The 23,482-nt window shown below is 65.3% G+C and carries 20 protein-coding genes; 12 read left to right on the top strand and 8 right to left on the bottom strand.

Going from position 1 to position 23,482, the window contains the following annotated elements:
* Positions 1–72 precede the first annotated feature (72 nt).
* On the bottom strand, positions 73–1,095 hold the full coding sequence (locus PQQ53_RS33900; RefSeq protein WP_408328950.1) for a hypothetical protein: 1,023 nt from the start codon (positions 1,093–1,095) through the stop codon (positions 73–75).
* A 241-nt stretch (positions 1,096–1,336) separates the two neighbouring features.
* Positions 1,337–3,628 carry a hybrid sensor histidine kinase/response regulator family protein gene (locus PQQ53_RS33895; RefSeq protein ID WP_408154610.1) on the bottom strand — a complete coding sequence of 764 codons (2,292 nt, stop codon included), beginning with the start codon at positions 3,626–3,628 and terminating at the stop codon, positions 1,337–1,339.
* Positions 3,629–4,313: 685 nt separating this feature from the next.
* On the opposite strand from PQQ53_RS33895, the gene PQQ53_RS33890 reads away from it, so the two are divergent.
* The 8 genes from PQQ53_RS33890 (at position 4,314) to PQQ53_RS33855 (ending at position 12,000) form a co-directional block, all read left to right on the top strand.
* Positions 4,314–4,682: a response regulator gene (locus PQQ53_RS33890; protein WP_168663191.1), complete on the top strand. Its 369-nt coding sequence runs from the start codon at positions 4,314–4,316 to the stop codon at positions 4,680–4,682.
* Positions 4,675–5,298 carry a chemotaxis protein CheC gene (locus tag PQQ53_RS33885; RefSeq protein ID WP_408141909.1) on the top strand — a complete coding sequence of 208 codons (624 nt, stop codon included), beginning with the start codon at positions 4,675–4,677 and terminating at the stop codon, positions 5,296–5,298. The genes PQQ53_RS33890 and PQQ53_RS33885 overlap by 8 nt, the downstream gene beginning before the upstream one ends.
* On the top strand, positions 5,295–6,233 hold the full coding sequence (locus tag PQQ53_RS33880; protein ID WP_408141911.1) for a sensor domain-containing diguanylate cyclase: 939 nt from the start codon (positions 5,295–5,297) through the stop codon (positions 6,231–6,233). Before PQQ53_RS33885 ends, PQQ53_RS33880 begins: the two co-directional genes overlap by 4 nt.
* 205 nt (positions 6,234–6,438) lie before the next feature.
* Positions 6,439–7,287, top strand: a complete 849-nt coding sequence (gene hpnD / locus PQQ53_RS33875) for a presqualene diphosphate synthase HpnD (RefSeq protein ID WP_408328947.1) — start codon at positions 6,439–6,441, stop codon at positions 7,285–7,287.
* Positions 7,288–7,291: 4 nt separating this feature from the next.
* On the top strand, positions 7,292–8,560 hold the full coding sequence (gene hpnE / locus PQQ53_RS33870; RefSeq protein ID WP_408328944.1) for a hydroxysqualene dehydroxylase HpnE: 1,269 nt from the start codon (positions 7,292–7,294) through the stop codon (positions 8,558–8,560).
* The gene (shc, locus tag PQQ53_RS33865) at positions 8,557–10,608 is read left to right on the top strand and encodes a squalene--hopene cyclase (RefSeq protein WP_408328941.1); all 2,052 of its coding nucleotides are present in this window, start codon (positions 8,557–8,559) and stop codon (positions 10,606–10,608) included. The genes hpnE and shc overlap by 4 nt, the downstream gene beginning before the upstream one ends.
* 3 nt (positions 10,609–10,611) lie before the next feature.
* Positions 10,612–11,346, top strand: a complete 735-nt coding sequence (locus tag PQQ53_RS33860; RefSeq protein ID WP_408154616.1) for a phosphorylase — start codon at positions 10,612–10,614, stop codon at positions 11,344–11,346.
* Positions 11,347–11,520: 174 nt separating this feature from the next.
* A complete protein-coding gene (locus tag PQQ53_RS33855) occupies positions 11,521–12,000 on the top strand; it encodes an acyl-CoA thioesterase (RefSeq protein ID WP_408328938.1) in 480 nt (159 codons plus the stop codon).
* Between the two features lie 190 nt (positions 12,001–12,190).
* On the opposite strand, the gene PQQ53_RS33850 is transcribed toward PQQ53_RS33855, so the two are convergent.
* On the bottom strand, positions 12,191–13,195 hold the full coding sequence (locus tag PQQ53_RS33850) for an MlaA family lipoprotein (protein WP_408328935.1): 1,005 nt from the start codon (positions 13,193–13,195) through the stop codon (positions 12,191–12,193).
* Between the two features lie 2 nt (positions 13,196–13,197).
* A complete protein-coding gene (hpnN, locus tag PQQ53_RS33845; protein ID WP_408328932.1) occupies positions 13,198–15,813 on the bottom strand; it encodes a hopanoid transporter HpnN in 2,616 nt (871 codons plus the stop codon).
* A gap of 213 nt (positions 15,814–16,026) precedes the next feature.
* On the opposite strand from hpnN, the gene PQQ53_RS33840 reads away from it, so the two are divergent.
* Entirely contained in the window at positions 16,027–16,629 is a 603-nt protein-coding gene (locus PQQ53_RS33840) for an MlaC/ttg2D family ABC transporter substrate-binding protein (RefSeq protein WP_408141926.1), read from the top strand.
* Between the two features lie 108 nt (positions 16,630–16,737).
* Here the strand turns inward: PQQ53_RS33840 and hpnH are convergent, their stop codons facing one another.
* Together hpnH and ispH are read right to left on the bottom strand one after the other, a co-directional pair.
* Positions 16,738–17,889 carry an adenosyl-hopene transferase HpnH gene (gene hpnH / locus PQQ53_RS33835; protein WP_408328929.1) on the bottom strand — a complete coding sequence of 384 codons (1,152 nt, stop codon included), beginning with the start codon at positions 17,887–17,889 and terminating at the stop codon, positions 16,738–16,740.
* A 10-nt stretch (positions 17,890–17,899) separates the two neighbouring features.
* The gene (ispH, locus tag PQQ53_RS33830; protein ID WP_408141929.1) at positions 17,900–18,844 is read right to left on the bottom strand and encodes a 4-hydroxy-3-methylbut-2-enyl diphosphate reductase; all 945 of its coding nucleotides are present in this window, start codon (positions 18,842–18,844) and stop codon (positions 17,900–17,902) included.
* Positions 18,845–19,180: 336 nt separating this feature from the next.
* Here ispH and hpnC point away from each other — a divergent pair, with 336 nt between their 5' ends.
* A complete protein-coding gene (gene hpnC, locus PQQ53_RS33825) occupies positions 19,181–20,047 on the top strand; it encodes a squalene synthase HpnC (protein ID WP_408328925.1) in 867 nt (288 codons plus the stop codon).
* A complete protein-coding gene (locus PQQ53_RS33820) occupies positions 20,047–21,219 on the top strand; it encodes a glycosyltransferase (protein ID WP_408154620.1) in 1,173 nt (390 codons plus the stop codon). Before hpnC ends, PQQ53_RS33820 begins: the two co-directional genes overlap by 1 nt.
* Positions 21,220–21,281: 62 nt before the next feature.
* Here the strand turns inward: PQQ53_RS33820 and PQQ53_RS33815 are convergent, their stop codons facing one another.
* The gene (locus PQQ53_RS33815; protein ID WP_408328922.1) at positions 21,282–21,854 is read right to left on the bottom strand and encodes a hypothetical protein; all 573 of its coding nucleotides are present in this window, start codon (positions 21,852–21,854) and stop codon (positions 21,282–21,284) included.
* Positions 21,855–21,995: 141 nt separating this feature from the next.
* Positions 21,996–23,006: a hopanoid-associated sugar epimerase gene (gene hpnA / locus PQQ53_RS33810; RefSeq protein WP_408328919.1), complete on the bottom strand. Its 1,011-nt coding sequence runs from the start codon at positions 23,004–23,006 to the stop codon at positions 21,996–21,998.
* A 173-nt stretch (positions 23,007–23,179) separates the two neighbouring features.
* Here hpnA and PQQ53_RS33805 point away from each other — a divergent pair, with 173 nt between their 5' ends.
* Positions 23,180–23,473, top strand: coding sequence for an acylphosphatase (locus PQQ53_RS33805; protein ID WP_408141938.1), 294 nt, complete (start codon positions 23,180–23,182; stop codon positions 23,471–23,473).
* Positions 23,474–23,482 lie beyond the last annotated feature (9 nt).

The following is a 23,482-nucleotide window of genomic DNA, read 5'->3' as shown; positions in this document are numbered from 1 at the left end:
CACTTCCGCCAGCCCCCATTCATGGCAGCGAGGCGGCGGCTGCCATCGCCAAACCAGGCGCCGCCGCAACGTTCAAACGTGGTGATGCCCGGTCACCCGTTCCCATCCGTGACGCACCGCCAGCTTGAAACGCTCCCACGTACTGTCTGGAGACGTCGTTTCCCAATGACGCCGGGCTTCCGGTTCGATATCGTCCCACGGACGGTCGTGAAACCGCGCGTCGCTGCCGATTTCCGCGCCATAGCGATACGCCGGCACATAGTCTTCGTAACGCGCATTTTCAGACGCGTATTGCTCGTCGTAGTGCGAGCGAAAATCCTCTTCGTATTCCAGATACTCGTTCGGCATTTGCCCGCCCAGACCCGCGGTCGGCTGCCCCGCTTCGGAGACGACCTCCGAGGGCTGCATGACCGCGCCTGAGCCGGGCATCGAGCCGGCTGCGATCGCGCTGCGTCCCGCATCGCCGACCAACGGATCGCGAACCGGTTCATTCACCGGATCGACGGTGGGCCGCCCGCTGAGCGGCGGCGGCACGAATGGCTCGGCGCCGGTGCTTCCCGGCGGCGCGGTGTACAGAGGATCGGCGGTAGGGGCGGGCCGCGCGCTCGCGGCCGGCGTGGTCGTCGCAGCCGCAGACGCCGCGCTCGATGTTCGCGGCGTGCCCGGCGTCACGGCGCCAATGCCGAGTTCGTCGAGCACCGAATGCTCGCGTCCGCTTGAAGTTTGCGTTTCCCAATCCGGCAGACGTTCGCCGATGTCGGTTGCGCCCAGTCTCGTCAGCGTGCTGCGGGCGAGTTCCGCATGCGATTCGCTCGTTGCGTTGACGCACACCAGCACGGCGCCGCGACGCACGGCTTCGGCGTAGCGCGCCGCGTCCGGCGCGCGCGAGCCGGTAGAGAACAAGCTCGACAGGAAGCGCTCGATGTTGGCCAGCATGCCCGCACCGGCGACTTCGTCGGTCGCCGAGCCGACGGAGGGCTCGGGGTTCGCCTGCAACTCGATCGCTTCGCGTGCGAAACCGGTCTGCACAAGCGCGTCGCGAGCGCTTTCCGCTTGCATGTAGGTGTCGAATAAACCAATCACGGCATGTTGCATGGCTGTCTCCCGACGTATTTAGGCGGAGCGGGTGGCGCTGGAACAAGCCGCCCGCTTCTTCTGACTGGCCGCAACGATCATGCCGGGGACGCGCCCGGTGCCCTGCTTACCCCGCAAACGCCCCTGGTGCCTGCTCGCGCGCCGGTCGGCGGGGGATTGGCGCAGAAAAGCGCGGCGGGACACCGCCACGCTTTTACAACTATCGGTAAATGGCGCGCAGCGCCCGCCAGGCCCGTCGCCTTTACTGCGCCGGATGCTCCGCCGGGTCGGAGCCCGTTTGCGCCAGATCGCGCTGGATCGTTTCGAGCAGCTTTTCCAACAAGCCGATATCGAAGGGTTTGGACAACACCCGCACGTCCACACGCCGCGCCCGGTCGAGTTCCTCCGCGTAACCCGTGACGAGGATCACCGGCAGTTTGGTGTCGAAGGCGAGAACTGCCTCGGCCAGATCGATGCCGTTCAGCTTGCCGGGCATGTGAATGTCCGACAGCACGAGATCGAACGGCAGCGGCTCGCCGGTGCGCGCCCGCCGCGCATGCGCATCGTCGAACAGACGCAGCGCCGTGTCGGCGTTGAACACGCACGTGACCTGGTGGCCCATCATCTGCAGCAGCGCTTCGGTGCCGGCGGCTACTTCCTCGTTGTCCTCGACCAGCAGGATGCGCAACCCTTGCGGGGCACTACTTTCCTCGGCGCCCGGCTCAGCCGGCGCCGTGATCTCGGGTTCGGCCGCGGCGCGCGGCAGATAGAGGCGCACCGACGTGCCTGCGCCGACCGCGCTGTCGATTGCCGCGAGTCCACCCGAGCTCTCGCAGAACGCGAAAACCTGCGGCAAGCCGAGGCCCGTACCCATGCCCTTCGGCTTGGTCGTGAAAAGCGGTTCGAAGGCGCGGGCGAGCACCTCAGGCGCCATGCCCACCCCGGTATCTTCGAGCGAGAGTTGCACGAAGTTGCCGGTCAGCGGAAAACCGTCCTCGTGACGGAACACGATGTTGGTGGCCCGCACCGTGAAACGCCCGCCATTGGGCATGGCGTCGCGCGCGTTCACCGCAACGTTGATCAGCGCCAGTTCGAGCTCCGCCACGTCGACGCGCGTCGGCCAGGTGCCGGTACCGGGATCGATCACCAGTGAGACCTTGGCGCCGAGCGACGCGCGCAGCAACTCGCGGCACGTCGGCAGCCATTGTTCGAGCAACAACGTCTCAGTGCGCAGCGGCTGCTTGCGCGCGACGCCGAGCAATTGCCGGGTCAGCGACTGGCCGCTCTTGAGCGCCCGCTCCATCGCCGACAATTCTCGGTCGAGCCCGTCCACGCCGCGCCGCCGCACGATCTGCACGTTGGACGAGAGGATCATCAGCAGGTTGTTGAAGTCGTGCGCGACGCTGCCGACCAGCGTGCCGAGCGCCTCCATCTTGCGCGACTGGCGATACGCGGATTCGATCGAACGGCGCATCGACGCTTCGGCCTGCCAGCGCTCCCACGCTTCCTCCTCCGCGCCGAGGCGCCGCAGCGACAGCCAGATTACGCACCACAGCGCGATCGACGGCGTGAACATCGACAGGATCAGGACGCTCAGGTGCCGGTACCACGCGGCCCAGATCGCCGACGTGCGGTAGCCGCACAGCACGTACACCGGATACGCGCCGACGTGCCGGAACGCGAGGATCAGCGTGTCGCCGTCGACGTTCGAGCGCATGCGCACGACGCCGGCCCGCCGCCCTTGCGCGACCGCTTCGGCGAACGGCGAATTGGACGCCATGGCCGCGGCTTCGCGCGGCGTGCGCGGAAAATGCGCGAGAACCGCGCCGTCGGTGCGGACGAGACTCATGATCATCGGTGTGCTGTCGTTGCCGCCGAGCAGCTCGCGGTAGAACGCATCGAAGTAGCTCGGCCGCAGCGCCACCGAGACCACGCCGGCGAACGAGCCGTCGGCGGCGCGCCGCTCCACGCCCATGTTGAACACCTGCTCGCCGGCAACGTGCCCCGTCATCACCTTCGACACGTGCTCGCGCGCGTTGCCGTCGCGAATGCCGACGAAGTCGTCGCGCATGCCGATCGACAGTACCGGCGATGGGTAGTAACGGCTGCTCGCGAGCAGCGTCCCTTCGCCCCCGAAGATCGACACGGCGGCTACCTGCGGATAGCCGCCGCCCATCGTGCGGAGCTTTTCGTGAATCTCGGCTTCGCGGGCGCGGATGCCGTCGTCGTCGAGACCCTCGGTCAGATCGATGATGCGCGCGTCGAGCGTCTCGTTCATGTCGAACACTTTCAGCGCGTGCTCCTCGGCCACCCGCACCGTGCGCAGCGTCATGTCGGTGGCGTCGGCCTCGCGTGCGCGCAAATCGCTGAGCGCCATCGCGGCGACATATACGCAGGGCAGCAGGATCGCCGCGACCAGCAGCGCGATCAACGTGATGCGGCGCACCTGGAAATTCTGTTCCGGCACGGCGGGGAACGATGCTTCCTCCTGCGGCTTCGCGGAATAGTGGGAAAGGCGGCCTGCGCGAGGCGGGTCGAACGGGTCTGGTGTCATTTTTCGATCATGCCAAAGTCGTTCGGGTCCAGGGAACCTGGGAGTCGGCTTCATAGGAGAAGCATAGACACAGCGCGGCGCCAGACGTTACCTTCAGGAACGGGCGCCGCCGGGATTTTCGCCTATTTGTCTGCTGGTTAAACAGCGACGAATCCAGAAGCGCAAACGTATCAAAAAGTATAAATATAAAATAAAACAGCTTCATCCTATCTAAACATTTTTATAAATAGCCTTGGCGCGGAATATCTTATTGCCGTATGCGATTTTGGTGAGTTGCCTTTACGCGGATTTGCTTCGAAAATCGCGTCACGATAAACATTCGTCTGCCATGTTCGGACGTATTTGCCGCGAGGGCACCCAGACCATGCATACCGTGCGTGGATCGAGCCGTTCGTGGCGCCACGCGCGGCCAAGGGACCAGCCTGATCCATCGAGCCGCACAGATTGATCTACGGGGTAGGCTCGAACATGCCGGTCATAGCCGTCGTCCACGGTGCGCGCTCGCATTCATGCAGGCGGACCGGATTCGCCAACCGCGCGTCGCCGCGCACGCTCCCCGCTCGTTCGCAACCTGCGCTTTCGCAGGCTTCACCGCACTTTGCCGCGGGTCGACAGACCTCGCGCTAAAGAAACCGCCTCTACGCGCCGTTATGCGTAAGAGATAATTCCGCTTTTCGACCCGCCCATGCCCTTGCCCATTGTGATCGCCGACGATTCGTTGCTTGCCCGCAAGGTGCTCACCAAGGCATTGCCGCCGGACTGGGATGTCGACGTGTCCTACGCATCGAACGGGCGCGAGGCGCTCGGTCTGTACCGCGAGGGCAAGGCGTCGGTGATGTTCCTCGACCTGACGATGCCGGACATGACCGGCTACCAGGTGCTCGAAGCGTTGCAGCATGAGGATCTGAACACCTTCGTCATCGTCGTCTCCGCCGATGTTCAACCGATGGCCCAGGCGCGCGTGCGCGCGCTCGGCGCCGCCGCGTTCATCGCCAAGCCCGTGACGCCCGAGGCGGTACTGCCCATCCTCAAGGAGTACGGGTTGTATGTCTGAGCCAGTCCTCACCGAAGATCAGCGCGACGCGCTGCAGGAGGTCGCCAATCTGGCGATGGGCCAGGCCGCGACGCGGCTCGCGCGGCTGCTCGATTCGTTCATCGAACTGTCCGTGCCGCGCGTGCGGCTGGTGGCGCTCAGCGAGGCAGCCGAGGCGCTGCGCGAGATGACCGGGATCGACGACACGGTGAGCGCGGTGCGTCAGGGTTTTCGCTCCGACATCAAGGGCGAGGCGCTGGTGATCTGCCGCAGCGACAGCATCGCGCAGCTGTGCTCGCTCGTCAGCGATCCGTACGCGCGTTCGAGCTACGAGGCGGTGAGCCAGAAGGAACTGATGCTCGACGTCGCCAACGTGCTGACGGGCGCATGCGTGTCGTCGATTCTCGACCAGCTCGGCCGCACGCCGGTGTTTTCCGCGCCGGGTGTGCTCGGTGAAACGATGACGCTCGACGAGGTCTTTCAGCCCGGCGTGCTGCAGTGGCAGGTCGCGCTGCTGGTCGAAGTGAATTTCGCGCTGGAGGATCAGAGCTTCCGCGCGCACCTGGTCATGCTGATGGCCGAAGAATCGATTCGCCACATGAACGGAGCGCTCGACGCGCTGTTGTCCAGCCTATGAATGTATCCGTGGATTCGTTGAGCGACCTGGTGGTCGAGCGTGTCGGTTTTGGCATCTTCGTGCTCGACCGCGAGATGAACGTGCTCATGTGGAACCGCTTCATGCAGGACCACAGTGGTCTGTCGCCGGAACAGGTGGTCGGCAAGTCGTTGTTCACGCACTTTCCGGAGCTGCCGCGCGTGTGGTTGTCGCGCAAGATCGAAAGCGTGTTTCAGCTCGGCAGTTTTGCGTTCAGCTCGTGGGAGCAGCGGCCGTATCTGTTCCGGTTCGACCATGACCGCCCGATCACCGGCGGGGTCGATTTCATGCAGCAGGACTGCACGTTCATGCCGCTCACACGCGATCGCGAAGTGGTCGCCGTGTGCGTGACGATCTCGGACGTCACGCACGTGAGCATCGTGCAGCGCGAGCGCGAAGAGGCGGTCGCCAAGTTGCAGGAGTACGCGGACCGTGACGGCCTGACGGGCATCGCCAACCGCCGTTTCTTCGAAGCGCGTCTGCGCGATGAATTCACGCGCTGGCAGCGCTACGGCGGCGACATGTCGATGCTGCTGTTCGATCTCGATCACTTCAAGAAGATCAACGATCAGTTCGGCCACGGCGTCGGCGATACGGTGTTGCGCGTGATGGCGCAGCGCGTCGCCGAGGTGGTGCGGGCGCAGGATACCTTCGGGCGTTTCGGCGGCGAGGAGTTTGCGTTGCTGCTGCCCTGCACGCCGCTCGACGACGCAATGCGCGTCGCGGACAAGATCCGCTCCGTGATCGCCGATACGCCGGTCGAAGTGCTGGGCACGAGCGTGCCGGTGACCGCGAGCGTCGGTGGCGCGGCGGCGCGTCAGGGCGTGCCGGCGTACGACGTGCTGATCAACGAGGCCGATGCGGCGTTGTATAGCGCGAAGCGGCAAGGACGCAACCGCTCGGTCGCGTTCGGCTGAGGGCGCCTCGCTCCCGCCCCGCCCTTCCCGCCCTTAAATCGTCCTCAAAACTGCGGCCTATCGCAAACGTTGATATACTTTTCGCCGTTTCCGGCCTCCTGGCCGGCTGTTTCGCGCGCGTCCGCGCGCGTGGGCTACCTGCCCTGCGGGTAAGCACAAAACCTCATTGAACGCCTTTCAGCGGGCGCCTCCTGCGGAGATCGTCTTGGCTGTTTCCAATCTTGTCGTGGACGATACAGAAATCGACGCCGCTGCCGCCACGTCCGGCAGTTCGTTCTATCTCGCCATGCGCATCCTGCCGGCTGCGCAGCGCGATGCGATGTATCAGGTCTACGCCTTCTGCCGCGCTGTCGACGATATCGCCGACAGCGACATGCCGCGCGCCGAACGTGCCGCCGCGCTCGAGGGCTGGCGCGCCGACATCGACGCGTGCTACGCGGGCGCGCCGCGCGCATCGCTGCGCGCGCTGACGCGGCACATTCACACGTTCCACCTGCAGCGTGAAGATTTTCACGCGATGATCGACGGCATGGCGATGGACGCCGCCGCCGACATCTGCGCGCCCGACGAAGCCACGCTCGACCTCTACTGCGACCGCGTCGCCAGTGCGGCGGGCCGTCTATCGGTGAGAATATTCGGGATGCAGGAAGAGCCCGGCCGTTTGCTCGCCCACCATCTGGGCCGCGCGCTGCAACTGACCAACATCCTGCGCGATATCGACGAAGACGCCGGTATCAACCGCTGCTACCTGCCGCATGAACTGCTGGCGCGCGAAGGCATCGCGGTGACGAACCCCATGCAGATCGCGGACGATCCGTCGCTGCCGCGCGTGTGCGCCACGCTCGCCGAGCGCGCGCAGCAACACTTCGCCGCGTCCGACGCCATCATGGATCGCGAGCCGCGCAATCAGGTGAAGGCGCCGCGCATCATGTCGGGTGTTTATCGCCTGCTGCTCGAACGCACGCTGGAACGGGGCTTCGACATTCCGCGTACGAAGGTCAGCAAGCCGAAGCTGCGCATGCTGTGGATCGTCGCGCGCTACGTGCTCTCCTGACCTGATGCCGAAGCTCGTACATGTGGTCGGTGCGGGCCTCGCGGGCCTCGCCGCCGCAGTGCAGTTGCAGCGGCGCGGCGCGCAAGTCGTGCTGCATGAAGCGGCGCCCCAGGCGGGTGGCCGCTGCCGTTCGTACTACGACACCCGGCTGGGCACGACCCTCGACAGCGGCAATCACGTCGTGCTTTCGGGCAATGCCGCGACGCTCAACTACGTGCGGGCGATCGGTGCCGCCGACGAACTGGTCGGCCCGTCGCAAGCCGAGTTTCCGTTTATGGACCTCGCCACGCGGGCGCGCTGGACCGTGCGCCTGTCGCCGGGACACGTGCCCTGGTGGATCTTCGACCCGAACGCGCGCGTGCCGAACACCGATCCGGGCGACTATCTTTCGCTCGTGCCGCTGCTGTTCGCCAAACCGGGCCGCAGCCTTGCGCAGACCATGCGCTGCAACGGCCCGCTGTGGGACCGTCTGCTGAGACCGCTGTTTCATGCGATGCTGAATCTGGAGCCGCGCGATGCGTCGGCGGAACTGACCGGCGCGATGGTGCGCGAGACCTTGCTGGCCGGCGGCCTCGCATGCCGGCCGCTGATCGCACGCAATGGCCTCGGCAGTGCGTTCGTCGATCCCGCGTTGCGTTTGCTGCAGCATGGCGGCGCGAGCATCAAGCTGGGTTCGCGGCTGACGGAAATCGTCTTCGCTGCCAACGGCGCTCGCGTGCAGGCGTTGAATTTCGTCGACGAAAGCGTCGCGCTCGAAGCGAACCACGCGGTGATTCTCGCCCTGCCGCCGGAGATCGCGCCGGGCGTGGTGCCGGGTCTGCGCGCGCCGAACCGTTTCGCGGCGACCGTCAACGTGCACTTCGCAGTCGAGCCGCCGTTCGGTTTGCCGCCGATCACCACGCTGCTGAACGCGACGGCCGCATGGTTGTTCGCGTTCGACGGGCGCCTGTCGGTCACGCTCAACGAGGCCGAGCGGCTGCTCGACATGCCGCACGAAGCGCTCGCGAGCACCGTCTGGGCCGAAGTGGCGCGGGCCGTCGATCTGCCCGCCACGCCGCTGCCGCTCTGGCAGGTCGTGATGGAAAAACGCGCGACGTTTGCTGCGCTGCCGGACCAGGAAACGCTGCGTCCGGGCACGCGCACTCGCTGGAACAACCTGATGCTCGCGGGAGACTGGACGGCCACCGGCCTGCCCGCGACGATTGAAGGCGCGATCCGCTCCGGCCAGAAGGCCGCGGATACGTTGCTGAATGAACCGATGGAACGCCGATGAACGATTTATCTCAAGCCCAGCCGCTGGACGACGTCCTGCCCGAACTCGCCGACCCGGCGCTGAATGTGCCGAACGCATCCGCTGCCGACACGCAAGCGAACGCCGCGCCGCTGGCGTCGAGCGTATCGCTCGACGCCGCGATCACGCGCGCGACCGATGCGATCCTCGCCGCGCAACAGCCGGACGGCCACTGGGTCTACGAACTCGAAGCCGACGCGACGATTCCCGCCGAATACGTGCTGCTGGTTCACTATCTCGGCGAAACGCCGAACCTCGAACTCGAACAGAAGATCGCGCGCTATCTGCGCCGCATCCAGTTGCCCAATGGCGGCTGGCCGCTGTTCACCGACGGCGCGCTCGACATCAGCGCGAGCGTGAAGGCGTACTTCGCGCTGAAGATGATCGGCGACCCGGCTGACGCCGAACACATGGTCCGCGCGCGCGAAGCGATTCTCGCGCACGGCGGCGCGGAAAACGTCAACGTCTTCACGCGGATTCTGCTCGCGCTGTTCGGCGTGGTGTCGTGGCGAGCGGTGCCGATGATGCCCGTCGAGATCATGCTGTTGCCGATGTGGTTCCCGTTCCATCTGTCGAAGGTGTCGTATTGGGCGCGTACGGTCATCGTGCCGCTGCTGGTGCTCAACGCGAAGCGCCCGCTCGCGCGCAATCCGCGTAAGGTGCGCATCGACGAGTTGTTCCGTGGCGCGCCGGTCAACACGGGCATGAACGACCGGGCGCCGCATCAGCATGCCGGCTGGTTCGGCTTTTTCCGCGGTGTGGACGCGCTGCTGCGCACGGTCGACGGCCTGTTCCCGAAAGCCACCCGCGAGCGCGCGGTGCGCGCGGCGCTCGCCTTTGTCGACGAACGGCTGAACGGCGAAGACGGCCTCGGCGCGATTTTCCCCGCAATGGCGAACTCGGTGATGATGTACGACGTGCTCGGCTACCCGGCCGATCACCCGAATCGGGCGATCGCTCGTCAGTCGATCGAGAAGTTGCTCGTTATCAAGGATGACGAAGCATATTGCCAGCCGTGTCTGTCGCCCGTCTGGGACACGTCGCTCGTCGCGCACGCGCTGCTCGAAACCGGCGAAGCGCATGCCGAGCAGGCGGCCGAACGCGGGCTCGCGTGGCTGCGTCCGTTGCAGATTCTCGACGTGCGCGGCGACTGGGTCTCGCGCCGGCCGAATGTGCGGCCTGGCGGCTGGGCGTTCCAGTACAACAACGCGCACTACCCGGATGTCGACGATACGGCGGTGGTCGTGATGGCGATGCAGCGCTCGGCGGCAATCACGCAATCCACGGCCGATCGCCAGGCCATTGCGCGCGCACGCGAGTGGCTGGTGGGCATGCAGAGCAGCGACGGCGGTTGGGGCGCGTTCGAGCCGGAGAACACCCAGTACTACCTGAACAACATTCCGTTCTCCGATCACGGCGCGTTGCTCGATCCGCCGACTGCGGACGTGTCGGGCCGGTGTCTGTCGATGCTCGCGCAACTCGGTGAATTGCCGCAGAACAGCGAGCCGGCGCAACGTGCGTTCGCATACATGTTGCAGGAGCAGGAGTCGGACGGCAGCTGGTACGGCCGTTGGGGCCTGAACTACATCTACGGCACGTGGACCGCGCTGTGTTCGCTGAACGCCGCCGGCATGCCGCACGACGATCCGCGCATCAAACGCGCGGCGCAGTGGTTGCTGTCGATCCAGAACCCCGACGGCGGCTGGGGCGAGGGCGGCGAAAGCTACAAGCTCGACTATCGCGGCTATGAGCGCGCGGCGAGCACGGCATCGCAGACGGCGTGGGCGCTGATGGGTCTGATGGCGGCGGGCGAGGTCAATCACGAAGCGGTCGCACGCGGCGTCGACTACTTGCAGCGCGAACAGCGCGAGCATGGCCTCTGGGACGAAACGCGCTTCACCGCAACCGGCTTTCCGCGCGTGTTCTATCTGCGCTACCACGGCTATCGCAAGTTCTTCCCGCTGTGGGCGTTGGCGCGGTTCCGTCATCTGAAGCGCAACGGGCTCACGCGCGTCGCGGTCGGGATGTAACGGATGCCGTTTTCGACAACACCGTCAGCCGGTGCCGGCCGCAGCAGCTTGCCGGTGATCGTGGTGACGGGCATGGCGTTCGAAGCGCGGATCGCGCGCGGCGAGGGCGTCGAGGTGGTCTACGCGGCGCGCGCCGATCTGCTCGAGCGCGCGCTGAATACGGCGGTCGCGCGCGGTTGTTCGGGCATCGTGAGTTTCGGGACGGCGGGCGGGCTGGCGCCGGATCTGGAACCGGGCTCGCTGATCGTCGCGAACGCGGTCGAGGGACCGTTTGGGCGGCACGAAACCGATCGGCAATGGGCGGACAGGCTCGCCGCCGCGATGATGGCAGCGCCGCTTGCGGGGCGTTTGCAGCGTGGTCTGATGGCAGCAGTCGCCGCGCCGTTGGTATCGGCTGACGACAAACGCGCGCTGCATCGCTCGACCGGTGCGTTGGCGGTGGATATGGAATCGCACATCGCCGGCGCGATGGCCGCCGCGCATGGGGTGCCGTTTGCCGTGTGCCGCGCAATCGTCGATCCGGCCTGGCGCACGCTGCCTTCCGCCGCCACGGCCGGACTGCGTGATGACGGCAGTACGGCGCTCGGGCCGATTCTGCGGGAACTGTTGCGGCAGCCGTCGCAACTCGGCGGCCTGATTCAGGTTGCCGTCGACGCCCGCGCCGCGCGGACTTCGCTGGTGCAGGCGCGCCGGGCAATGGGCGAGGCCGGGGCGTTGCGGATCGCAGCTGTCGTGTGAAGACGGCGGCCCGAACCGCGCGTTGCCGTGCTCCGCAGGGGCCGCCGCTCGGCAAGTAATTCAGTAGCTATTGAGATACTAGGGAAAACCCTTATCTTGGTACAATGTCAGTGTTAACCCTAGGTTTGTCGCTATCCGACGATGAACCCGGGCGCCTCACACACGGAGTGCCAAATGAATTTCCATACCAGAAAGTGGGTCAAGCCCGAAGACCTGAACCCCAACGGGACGCTGTTCGGCGGCAGTCTCCTGCGCTGGATCGATGAAGAAGCAGCCATCTATGCGATCACGCAGCTCGACAATCAGCGGGTCGTGACCAAGTTCATGTCCGAGATCAATTTCGTCAGCTCAGCGCGTCAGGGCGACATCATCGAACTCGGCATGACTGCCACGCATTTCGGCCGCACGTCGATCACGCTTCGTTGCGAAGTGCGCAACAAGATCACGCGCAAAAGCATCCTGACCGTCGAGAAGATGGTGTTCGTCAATCTGGATGAGAGGGGTGAGCCCGCGCCTCATGGGCGCACGCAGATCCGTTACGCCGAAGAGGCGTTTGCCAACTACCGCGAAAGCTCGCGGCAGGTGCCGCAAGGCCCGGTTGCCGTTGAAGACGAGCGGGTGGCCGCGCGTGTCGAAGCGGATAGCCTGCATTGAGGCAGAGTCGATCAGCTCCGGTGTTGGTTTGAGTTGCGGTGGGGCCGCTGCGCCGCACGCCGAGGTGATGCGGCATTCCCGTTCGGTGGTGTGGCCAGCTTCTGGCTAGTTTTACGGGACGCCCGTTCTGGGCGTCCCGCAGCGCGTTCGTACATCCTCAGCGCTTTTCCCGCCTCTCATCTTTCTTGCGTTATTGCGCGACCGGTGCCTCAGCCGGTTGTTTGTCGTCGGCCGGGTTGGTTTGAGGCGACGGCGCGGGTGTGGCGGACGCAGGCGCCGGGGCCGTTGCCGGCGCGCCCGGTTCGGCGCCCGCTGCGCCGCTGGCCGGCGTGTCGCCCGGATCGGTGTAGTTGGGCACGCCTGCCGGCGTGCCCGTGGCGGCCCCGGAGGCCGCGTTCGGGGCTTCGGCCGCGTCACCTGGGTCGGCGTAGTTCGGCAAGCCTACCGGTGCGCCGGCGGCGGGCGCTGCCGCGCCCGAATCGCCCTGGTCGTCGTAGTTCGGCAGCGGCGCGGCGTTGTCGCTGGTGCCGCGCAGACGCGCGCGGCGCTGCTGCGTGTACGCGTCGCGCACGAACGAGTATTTGTCGAGCGCGGCTTGCTGCAGCAGGTCGCTTGCGCCCAGCAGATCGGAGCGCACGCTCACGAACTGCAGCACATACAGCGGATTGCGCAGCGCCGGTTCCATGTAGTTCAGCGGGTTGAACTTCACATCGACGATGAGACCCATGCTGTCACGCACGGTGCTCGGCCCGAACAGCGGCAAAACCAGATACGGACCCGACGGAATGCCCCAGTGCCCGAGCGTCAGGCCGAAGTCCTGATGGTGCTTGGGCAGGCCGGCGGGCGTCGCCCAGTCGAGCAGGCCGCCGATACCAAAGACCGAGTTGAACGCGAAGCGCATGATGTCTTCCGTCGCGTCGGTGAACTTCAATTGCAGCAGCGCATTCGCGGCGTTGGTCAGATCGCCGAGGTTCGAGAAGAAGTTGCTGACCGCCGTGCGCAACGGCTGCGGCGTCACCTTCTGATACCCCTTCGCGACGGGCACGGCGACATAGCGGTCCACCCCGTCGTTGAAATTGAACACGACCCGGTTCATCGGTTCGAACGGGTCGCCGGGCTTGCGGTCGGGCCCGGTCGCACAACCGGAGATCAGACCCGTAGCGGCGAGCGCCAGCGCGGTGTTACGCAGCATCATGCTTATATTCCTTTTTGCTTCGCGCGACGTTGGCGCGGCTTGCCCATGAGTACAGGTTGAAACACCACGGCACCGATCAGCGTGCAGAACAGCGACAGCGCGAGCAGCCGTCCCATGCTGGACGTTCCCGGGTGGTGCGACAGCCAGAGGCTACCAAACGCGGTCGCCGTTGTCGCCGCGCTGAACAGCACGGCGTGCGTCAGGCTCGACTGCAGCAGGCCGGTCTGGCCGTTGCGCCACGCCATCACGAAGTAGATCTTGAAAGCCACACCGACGCCGAGCATCAGCGGCAACGCGATGATATTCGCAAAGTTCAGCGGCATGCCGAACACCACGCACAGTTCGAGCGTGACGAGCGCGGAGACCAGCAGCGGCACGAGCGTGCGCAGCACGTCGCCGATCCGCCGCAGCGCGATCCACAGCAGGATGGCGATCGACAGCAGCGCGTAGCCGGCTGCTTGCAGGAACGCCTTGATGATCGTGTCGGCCGAATGCAGGATCGAAATCGGTCCGCCGATCGCGCCCGGCTCCGCCTTCTTCACCGCGTGGGCGAAGCGGGCGAGCATCGCGTCGTCGCCGGGATCGGTGCCGGGTTTGACCTTCGGCGCGATGTCGACGAGGGCGCGGCCGTCCTTCGACGCCCACGCGGCTGAGATCGCCTTGGGGAGATTCTCGCGCGTGATTTCGGTCGGCTGCAGCAGGTTTTCCAGTTGCTTCAACGCGATGCGCAGCGTCTGCGACATCGCGGTTTCGGCGCGCTCGCGCGTAGCGGCGTCGGCGGCGGCGAATTTTTGCAGCGTCGCCGACAGATGCTGGGCTTCGGCGGCGCCCGGGCCCGGGTGATCCTCGGCGGCGAGCGAGAGCTGGTTCGCCGCACGCTTGAGCGCGGCGACGCGCACCTCATCGGTGGCTTGCTGCGCGGGTTGCTGCTGCAGCGCGGGCAGCAGTTGCTGCGCGGCGCTCGCGATCAGCATCATCTTTTGCTGCTGCTCGGTCGGGATGAACGTGTTCAGTGTGGTGACTCTGCCCACTTCCGGCAACGCGCGCAAACGCCCGGCCATGCGCTCGGCCTCGTCGAGCGATGGCGCCAGCGCATGCACGTTGTTGACCGCGGCTTCCGGCGAATCCTTCAGCGACAGCAGCGTCGCCATCGATTCCGTATGCGGATCCTTCAGATGCAGCGGGTTGAAGTCGAAGCGCAAATGCGTGAGCAGCGGCGTCGCGCCGATCACCACGATCAGCGTGCCGATCAGCACCGGGCGGCGGTGATGGTCGAGGAAATCGTCGACGGGCGCGAGTTGCTTGAAGCCCGGCGAGCCGGCTTCGCCCGGCGGATTGAAGACTTTCAGCAGGGCCGGCAGCAGCGTCATGTTGGTGAAGTACGCGACGAACATGCCGACGCCGGCGATCTGCCCCAGCTCGGACACGCCGCGATACGCGGTCGGCAGGAACGAGAAGAAGCTCAGCGCGACCGCGACCGCCGCGAGCGTCAGCGGCACGCCGATGCTGTGTGCGGTGTGCATCAGCGCGGCGGAGAGCCGGTTGTCGCGGTTGCGCTCCTCGCGGTACTTGACGCCGAACTGCACGCCGAAATCGACCCCGAGGCCGATGAACAGCACCATGAAGGCGACCGAAATCATGTTGAGTGCGCCGACCATCAGCAGGCCGAGCGCGGCCGTGATCGCGAGTCCGACGAACAGCGTGATGAACACCGCGGCGATCATGCGGCCCGAGCGCAGCGCGAGCCACAGAATCACCAGCACGACGATGAATGTGCCGATGCCGTTGAGCACCGCGCCGTCCTGGACCGACGCGAACTCTTCGTCGGCGAGCGGCTGTTCGCCGGTCAGCCGGACCGTCGCGCCGTAGCGCGCGTCGAGGTGCAGCGACGCGGCCGTGTCGCGGATCGCTTTCGACGCGCTCGCGCCCGGCTGCAGCGCGTCGTAGTTGACGATCGGTTGCACGATCACGAATGCCCGCGCCGGATCGGTAGCGGCGCTTTTGTCGACCAAGGCGCGCCACGAGAATGCCGCCGGCTTGCCGGCCAGCACGAGATCGAGCGTGTTCGCGCTTTGCGACAGCAGGTGGCTCATGTCGGCGAGCTTCACCTGACCGAGTTGCAGCGGCAGCAGCAGGCTCGTGGTGAGCGTGCCGGCGAGGCCTGTCAGGCTCGGATCGTGGGCGAGGGCGTTGACGAGCGGACGCGACTGGACGAGCTGCGAGGTGGTGGACATCACCTCGTCGGTGGACGGGAACAGCAGACCGTTGTGTTCGAAAAACGGCCCGCCGGCCGGCTGCGAGACGGCGACGAATTCCTTCGTGTCGGCTTTGAGCGCAGTGGTCAGCGCGCTGGCGGCCGCGTCGGCGAATTCCGGCGCGCGCGCTTCGACCACCACCAGCACGGTGTCGCCGCGATCCGGGAAGGCCTGGCTTACCGCGTTTTCGAGCGCCGTCCATTGCTTGTCGGTCTCGATCAGACGGCTGATGTCCGTGTTGATCTTGAAGTTGTGCACAACATAGAAACTGCTCAAAACGGCGAGCACGAGCGACAGTGCGATGATCCTATACGGATGGCGCACCGAAGAGGCGACGAGACGGACAATAGATGACTTCAGCATGTAGGCGAACGTGGCCTTATCACGGGTGTTGTTTTTGACGAAAGTGCACAAGTATACAGAGCCGGAGCGCTCTAACCCGACTTCGGTAGCAAGTACGGCTCCCGCAAGGGCTTTCAGGGGTGGGAACGCATTCTCGATATACTGGTCTATCCTGCTTTCGCCTTGGGCTCGCAAGCCCGTCGGCGCTTACTTCTCTCAGGTTCTGACGACCGTATGAAACGTTATCTGTCTGCTTTTCTGGCGGCGGCCGTGGTGTCCACGGCGGCCTATGCGCAAACCGCGCCTGATGCACTCGTAAAAAGTGCCGTCGAAGGCACGGTCGCCGCGATGAAGGCCGACCCCCAGGCGCGCGGCGGCGACATGGCGAAGATCACCGGTCTGGTCCAGACGCGCTTCGTGCCGGCCACCGACTTCCAGCGCACCACGCGGATCGCCGTCGGCAAGGCGTGGTCGAGCGCAACCCCTGAACAGCAGAAGCAACTGTACGAGCAGTTTACGCTGCTGCTGGTGCGCACTTACGCCGCGTCGCTTTCGCAACTGCGCGACCAGGACGTGAAGTTCAAATTCCAGCCGGTGAACGTGCCGGCCGGCGCGACGGACGTCGTCGTGCAGTCGCACGTTATCAGCAACGGCGGCGACGACGCGATCGACTACCGGCTGACCAAGGGTCCGTCCGGCTGGAAGATCTACGACATCAACATGATGGGCGCCTGGTTGATCCAGGTGTATCAGACCCAGTTCGCCGATCAGATCGCCAAGGGCGGGATCGACGGGCTGATCAAGTTCCTGACTGCGCACAACGCGCGCGGCGCCTGACGCCCAACTGATTCCAGGTAGCAAAAGAAAAAGCGCGGTGGCCAGACGGCCACCGCGCTTTTTTGTCGGGCGCAATCCGGGGCGGCGCGAGGCCGCCTCATGGACTCATCAGTGCGCGGTAGCCGTCTGCACCTTCTTGCCCTTGCCGCTGCGCTGAATCTCGTCGAGCTTGATTTCGACGTGACGCGAGAACACGTATTCAGCCGGGCGCTGCTTGCCCAAAGGAATGTCCTTCGTGAAAGCGCCCGTGGTCTTCGGACCACGCAGGCTCACCCGCAACGCTTTCAGCGGATGCGCAACCGTATCCATCACGGCGGTCGCCTCGAAGCCGCAATGCACCATGCAGTCGGCGCACTTTTCGTAGTTGCCCGTGCCGTATTTTTCCCACTCCGTCGTTTCCATTAGTTCCTTGAAGGTCTTCACATAACCTTCGCCGACCAGATAGCACGGCTTCTGCCAGCCGAACACGGTACGCGCCGGGTTGCCCCACGGCGTGCATTCATACGTCTGATTGCCGGCCAGGAAGTCGAGGAACAGATCCGACTGGCTGAACGACCAGTTCTTGCCATTGTTGCCGCGCTTGAAAATTTCGCGGAACAGATGCTTGGTCTTGTCGCGGTTCAGGAAGTGTTGCTGGTCGGGCGCGCGTTCGTACGCATAACCCGGCGAGACGGTGATGCCGTCCACGCCCATCGGGCCCAGCGTGTCGAAGAAAGCGGCTACGCGTTCCGGCACTGCGTCGTTGAACAGCGTGCAGTTGATGTTCACGCGAAAGCCCCGGCGTTTCGCTTCGCGAATCGCGGCCACGGCCTTTTCATACACGCCTTCCTGCGACACCGAGTGATCGTGCGCTTCCTTGTCGCCGTCGAGGTGAACCGACCAGACGAAGTACGGATTCGGCTCGTAGTCGTCCATTTTCTTTTCCATCAGCAGCGCGTTCGTGCAGAGGTACACGAACCTCTTGCGCGCGATGATGCCCTTCACGATCTGCGGCATTTCCTTGTGCAGCAGCGGCTCGCCGCCAGCGATCGACACCACGGGCGCACCGCATTCGTCGACGGCGCCGAGGCATTCTTCGAGCGACAGACGCTGATTCAGGATGGGGTCCGGGTAATCAATCTTGCCGCAGCCGTTGCAGGCGAGATTGCAGCGGAACAGCGGCTCCAGCATCAGGGCGAGCGGGTAGCGTTTGTTGCCGGAGACGTGCTGACGCATGATGTATGCGCCGACCCGAACTTTCTGCAGCATCGGAATAGACAAAATGTCCTCCTCAAACTTCGCGTGCGGCGAGTGGTTGCATCAGCTTCGATGGCAACTTGAACTCGACCTTTTCTTCACGGCCGGCCATCGTCGTGACATCGACGGGGCCCAATGCGCTCAGCGCATCGATGACGTTCTTGACCATCTCTTCCGGCGCTGAAGCACCGGCCGTGATGCCGACGGTCTGCACGTTGGCAAACCATTCCGCCTTCACTTCCGAACCGTCGGCCACGAGGTAGCTCGCCACGCCGCTCTCGCTGCCGATCTCGCGCAGCCGGTTCGAGTTGGAACTGTTGGTCGCGCCCACCACCAACAGCACGTCGACCTGCTTGCTCAGCTCGCGCACCGCCGCCTGGCGGTTTTGCGTCGCGTAGCAGATGTCGCGCGTATCGGGACCGACGATGTTGGTGAACCGGCGCAGCAGCGCGTCGATGATGCCGCGCGTGTCGTCCACCGACAGCGTGGTCTGCGTGACATACGCGAGCGGCGTGTCGAGCGGCAGGTCCAGATGCGCGACCTCGGCTTCGCTCTGCACCAGCAGCACCTTGCCGGGGATCTGACCGATCGTGCCTTCCACTTCGGGATGCCCCGCGTGGCCGATCAGGATCAGCGTGCGCCCGGCGCCGACATATTGACGGCCTTGCACGTGCACTTTGGTGACGAGGGGGCAGGTGGCGTCGAGCACGTCGAGGCCGCGCGCTTCTGCATCCCGTTCGACGGTTTGGGCAACGCCATGCGCGCTGAAAATGGCCACGGCGCCTTGTGGCACTTCATCGAGTTCCTCGACGAAGCGCGCGCCTTTCTCGCGCAGATTGTCGACCACGTGGCGATTGTGAACAATCTCGTGACGTACATACACGGGCGCGCCGTGTTGCTGTAACGCGCGATCGACAATTTCGATTGCGCGAACAACACCCGCACAAAAGCCGCGGGGCTGAGCAAGGATGACTCGCATAGGTTGGCGAACTCCGACTGACGCGGGTCTCGAAGAAGTCGGTAAATCTGACTTTATCGCCGCGACCATCTAATTTAGTTGACGTCTTGAGCCCCGGCGACGGGCCGGTACAGCAAAACCAAACGCGCATTCTAACGCTATCAGGCCAGCTTTGCTTTTGGTGCGCCCTTGTGTGTGGGGCGCCTGCCGCAGCTGCGGCCTACCTTGCTGGGCCGCATGGATCGCGCATGCGGTAATGATTGCACGCTGCACCGCTTGGACGGAACCCTTAAACTACAAGGTTCCTGCGGAGCGCATCAGCGAGCCGCATTACAGAATGGTTTCGAGGCTCGCTGGATGGACGTCGATCAGTACGAAAATTTTCCGATCCCGAGCGTGCTGCTGCCGAAGGCGCTGCGCGCGCCAGTTGACATTATCTATCAGGTTGTCCGTACCGCGGCCGATATTGCCGACGAAGGCGACTGGAGCGCCGTCGAGCGGCATGCCCGTCTCGCCGACCTCCGGGCCGGCCTCGACGCGGTGGCGGAGCGGCGTGCGGCGCCGGTTCATCCGCTGCTGTTCGGCAAACTCGCCGGCGTGGTGGCTCAGTATAAGCTGCCGCTCGCGCCGTTTTACGAGTTGCTCGACGCCTGCGCGCAGGACATCGGCACCCGCCGTTACGGCGACCGCGCCGCGCTGCTCGACTATTGCCGCCGCTCGGCGAACCCGCTCGGGCACCTGATGCTGCATCTGGTGGGCGCGGCCACGCCGGACAATCTCGCCGACGCCGACGCGATCTGCACGGCGTCGCAACTGATCAGCTTCTGGCTGGACGTCGCCGCCGACTGGAAAAGAGACCGTGTGTATTTGCCGCTCGCGGATTTGCGGCGCTTTGGCGTGACCGAGTCGCAGATCGCCAACGGCATCGTCGACGACGCCTGGCGGGCGCTGATGACGCACGAAGTGTCGTTCGTGCGGGACATGCTGGTGCGCAGCGCGCCGCTCGCGTTGCGGATTCCGGGGCGGCTCGGCATCGAGCTGTGCGTCGCCGTGCATGGCGGGCTGCGCTTTCTCGAGCGGATCGAGAAAGCGGGCTACGATGTGTTTCGCGAGCGTCCGGTGCTCAACACATTTGACTGGTGCGTGGTCGCGCTGCGCGCGGTGGTGATGCGGCTGTCGCGGCGCGTCGGCGTCGAGGCGCATTCAATCGAGGGTAAAGCTTAATGGCGGCGGTTCTGTTTGTTCTTTCGTGTGTTTCCCTGCTGATCTGGGGCGTGCTGCTGCTCGGGCGCGGCGGTTTCTGGCGGGCGCGTCCCGCCGCACCGCTGAGCGTCGCGCCGCGCGCGACGTGGCCCGCGGTGGCCGCCGTGGTGCCGGCCCGCAATGAGGTGGACGTGATCGCCGAGGCGGTCACGACGCTGCTGCAGCAGGACTATGCCGGCGCGTTCCACGTGATCGTCGTCGACGACCACAGCACCGACGGCACCGCCGACGCCGCCCGCGCGGCCGCGCTGCAGCTGCAATGCCCGGACCGCCTGACCGTATTGAGCGCGAAGCCGCTACCGCCGGGCTGGTCCGGCAAGGTGTGGGCCCAGTCGCAGGGTATCGAGGCGGTGCACACGCTCGGCCTGCCCGCCGATTTCCTGCTGCTCACCGACGCCGACATCGGCCATCCCACGGACGCGGTCAAGCAGCTCGTCGCCCGCGCGGATGTGGAAAAGCGCGATCTCGTCTCGCTGATGGTGCGTCTGCGCTGCGATTCGTTCTGGGAGAAGGCGTTGATCCCGGCCTTCGTGTTCTTCTTCGCGAAGCTGTATCCGTTCGCGTGGGTCAACAACCCGCGCAATCGCACCGCGGCGGCGGCGGGCGGCTGCATGCTGGTGCGGCGCAGCGCGCTCGAAGAGGCTGGCGGCATCGAGTCGATCCGCGCCGAACTGATCGACGATTGCAGCCTGGCCGCACGCATCAAACACCGCGGCACGGGGCGTCATCCGATCCGGCTGGATGTGGCGGCGCGCAGCGTGTCACTGCGTCCGTACGATAGCTGGCGCGAGATCTGGAACATGATCGCGCGTACCGCCTTTACGCAGTTGCATTACTCGCCGCTGTTGCTGGCCGGCACGCTGGCCGGCATGACGATCATCTATCTGATGCCGCCCGTCGCCGCGCTGGTGCTCGGTCCGTTGGGCTGGCCTGCGTGGCTCGCGTGGGCGGCGATGTGCTGCGCGTATGCGCCGATGCTCCGCTACTACCGCCGCTCGCCGTTGTGGGCGCCGTTTCTGCCGCTGGTGGCGCTGTTTTATGTCGGCGCGACCTTCGCGTCAGCGGTGCGTTACTGGCGCGGCAAGGGCGGTCAGTGGAAGGCGCGGGTTCAGGCGCCGGTGCAGGAGCGTTGACGCGGCACGGTTGAAATCGATTGGATGAAAAAAAGCGGCGCTACGGCGCCGCTTTTTTTATGTCACTGGGTCAGCAGCATGTAGAGCTGAATCACCACGTCGGGTGAAAACTGGAACGGCACCCAGCCATGGCCGGTATGGCGCATCACCAGCAAGCGGTCGCCGTTCGACTGCTTCTGCACAGCCATGACCGGGTTCTTCGTCGAGACGAATTGCCAGCCTGGCGGGATGCCCGGCGGCTGCTCGAGCGTCATCGACGCGCGCGCGTTCGACAATTCCTCGATCAGTCGGCCGATCTGGTCCGGGCGCAGCGCAACCATCTGGTTGCCGATCTTCATCGTGATCTCGTCCTGCGACGGGCGATCGATTTCCAGCGTCGGCTGGAGTTGCACGGCCGGCTGTTCCGCCGGCGGCTCATCGGAGACCGCCGCATTGCCCTCGACGAGTGCGGGCGCGGCCGTCTCAGACGCAAGCGTCGGCGCCACGGATTCGGGCGCGACGTCCTCCGCAGGCGCGTGCGGCGCTGCGTTCTGTGCGGGTGTCTCGGGGATGTTTTCGGGCTGCTGGGCCACGACAGCCTGAATGAGCTGATCGACGCCCATTTCCAGCGCGCCGAGCTGTTCGTGAAGATTCATGCGAGGTTTCTCTGGTAAGACCCGCGATTTTACCTGCTGCGCGTAGGCTTTGACCTGTCGCGGACGCGGGACTTGTAACAAAATGCTTACGGCCGCACCGGATTGTCCGGTGCGGCGCGAGGGCCGAGCTTGATGCAGTGCTTAAGGTTTCAGGTAGCCGGCCTCGCGGAACCATTCGAGCGCGTCGCTCAAACCTTCGCGATACGGCCGCGCGCGATAGCCGAGTTCGCGTTCCGCCTTCGCCGAGGTGAAATACATCTTGTTCTTCGACATCTTCAGGCCGTCGACGGTGACGAACGGTTCGCGTTTCGTGATCTTCGCCACCGCTTCCGCGCCCATCGCGAGCGGATAGAGCGGCCAGCGCGGCAGACTGAGCGTCGGCGCCTTGCGGCCGGTCAGCGCGGCGATGTCCGCGAGCATCTGCTGAAGCGGCAGATTTTCGCCGCCGAGAATATAGCGCTCGCCGATCTTGCCGCGTTCGAGCGCGAGGAAGTGGCCGGCCGCGACGTCGTCCACGTGCACGAGGTTCAGGCCCGTATCGACGAACGCGGGAATCTTGCCAAGCGCCGCCTCGACGATGATGCGCCCGGTCGGCGTTGGCTTGACGTCGCGCGGGCCGATCGGCGTGGACGGATTGACGATTACCGCCGGCAGTCCGTCCTCGGCGATCATCCGCTCCACTGCGCGTTCGGCCAGCACCTTGCTGCGCTTGTACACGCCGATCGCCTGGTCCGCCTTGAGCGGCGAGGTTTCGTCGGCGGACTGGCCCGAACTGGTCACCTTGAGCGTCGCCACGCTGCTCGTGTAGACGATGCGTTCGACGCCTTCCTTCAGCGCCGCGCGCATGGTCGCCTCGGTGCCTTCGAGATTCGAGCGCTCGATCTCGCTCGGGTCCGGCGCCCACAGCCGGTAGTCGGCGGCCACGTGCAGCAGATAGCGCACGCCGCACAGCGCGTTGCGCATCGACGCTTCGTCACGCATGTCGCCGACGACGATTTCCGCATCCAGCGCCTCGACGTTCTGGCGCGAACTGGTGGCGCGCACCAGCACGCGAACCTTGAAGCCCTTCTGTTGCGCGATGCGCGCCACCGACGAGCCGACGAAGCCGGAAGCGCCGGTCACGAGCACGAGATCGCGATTCTGTTCGGTCATTCTGTTTCCATTCCCTGCATGACAGTCGACGGATTGTACGTGGCGCGCACCCGGTGTGGCGTGCCGCGGATCTCGAACGGCAGCGAAGAGGCCGTCGAATCTGCACGACGCCGAGCAGCCTCGCCGCGACGCGACTAGAATGCCGGCTTGAAAGATTGTGAGGAGAAGACGGCATGGCCCCGGATCTGGATCAGCGGATCGAAACGTATCACGTGCACGTACGCGGCTTGGTGCAGGGCGTCGGCTTTCGCCACGCGACAGTGCGGCAGGCGCACGCGCTCGGCATCAAGGGATGGGTCGCGAACCTCGACGACGGTTCCGTCGAAGCGATGCTGCAGGGTCCGGCCAATCAGGTGGACCGGATGCTGTCGTGGCTGCGGCATGGTCCGCCGGCGGCGCGCGTGACGGAAGTGACCGGCGAAGAGCGCTCGACCGAAAAGCGCTACGAGCGTTTCGAGCAGCACTGAACGGACCAG

The organism is Paraburkholderia strydomiana (assembly GCF_046030495.1).
GTDB classification, from domain to species: domain Bacteria; phylum Pseudomonadota; class Gammaproteobacteria; order Burkholderiales; family Burkholderiaceae; genus Paraburkholderia; species Paraburkholderia strydomiana_A.
Note: the sequence above shows the minus strand (reverse complement) of the source record. Positions and strands in the feature narration are given on the sequence as shown.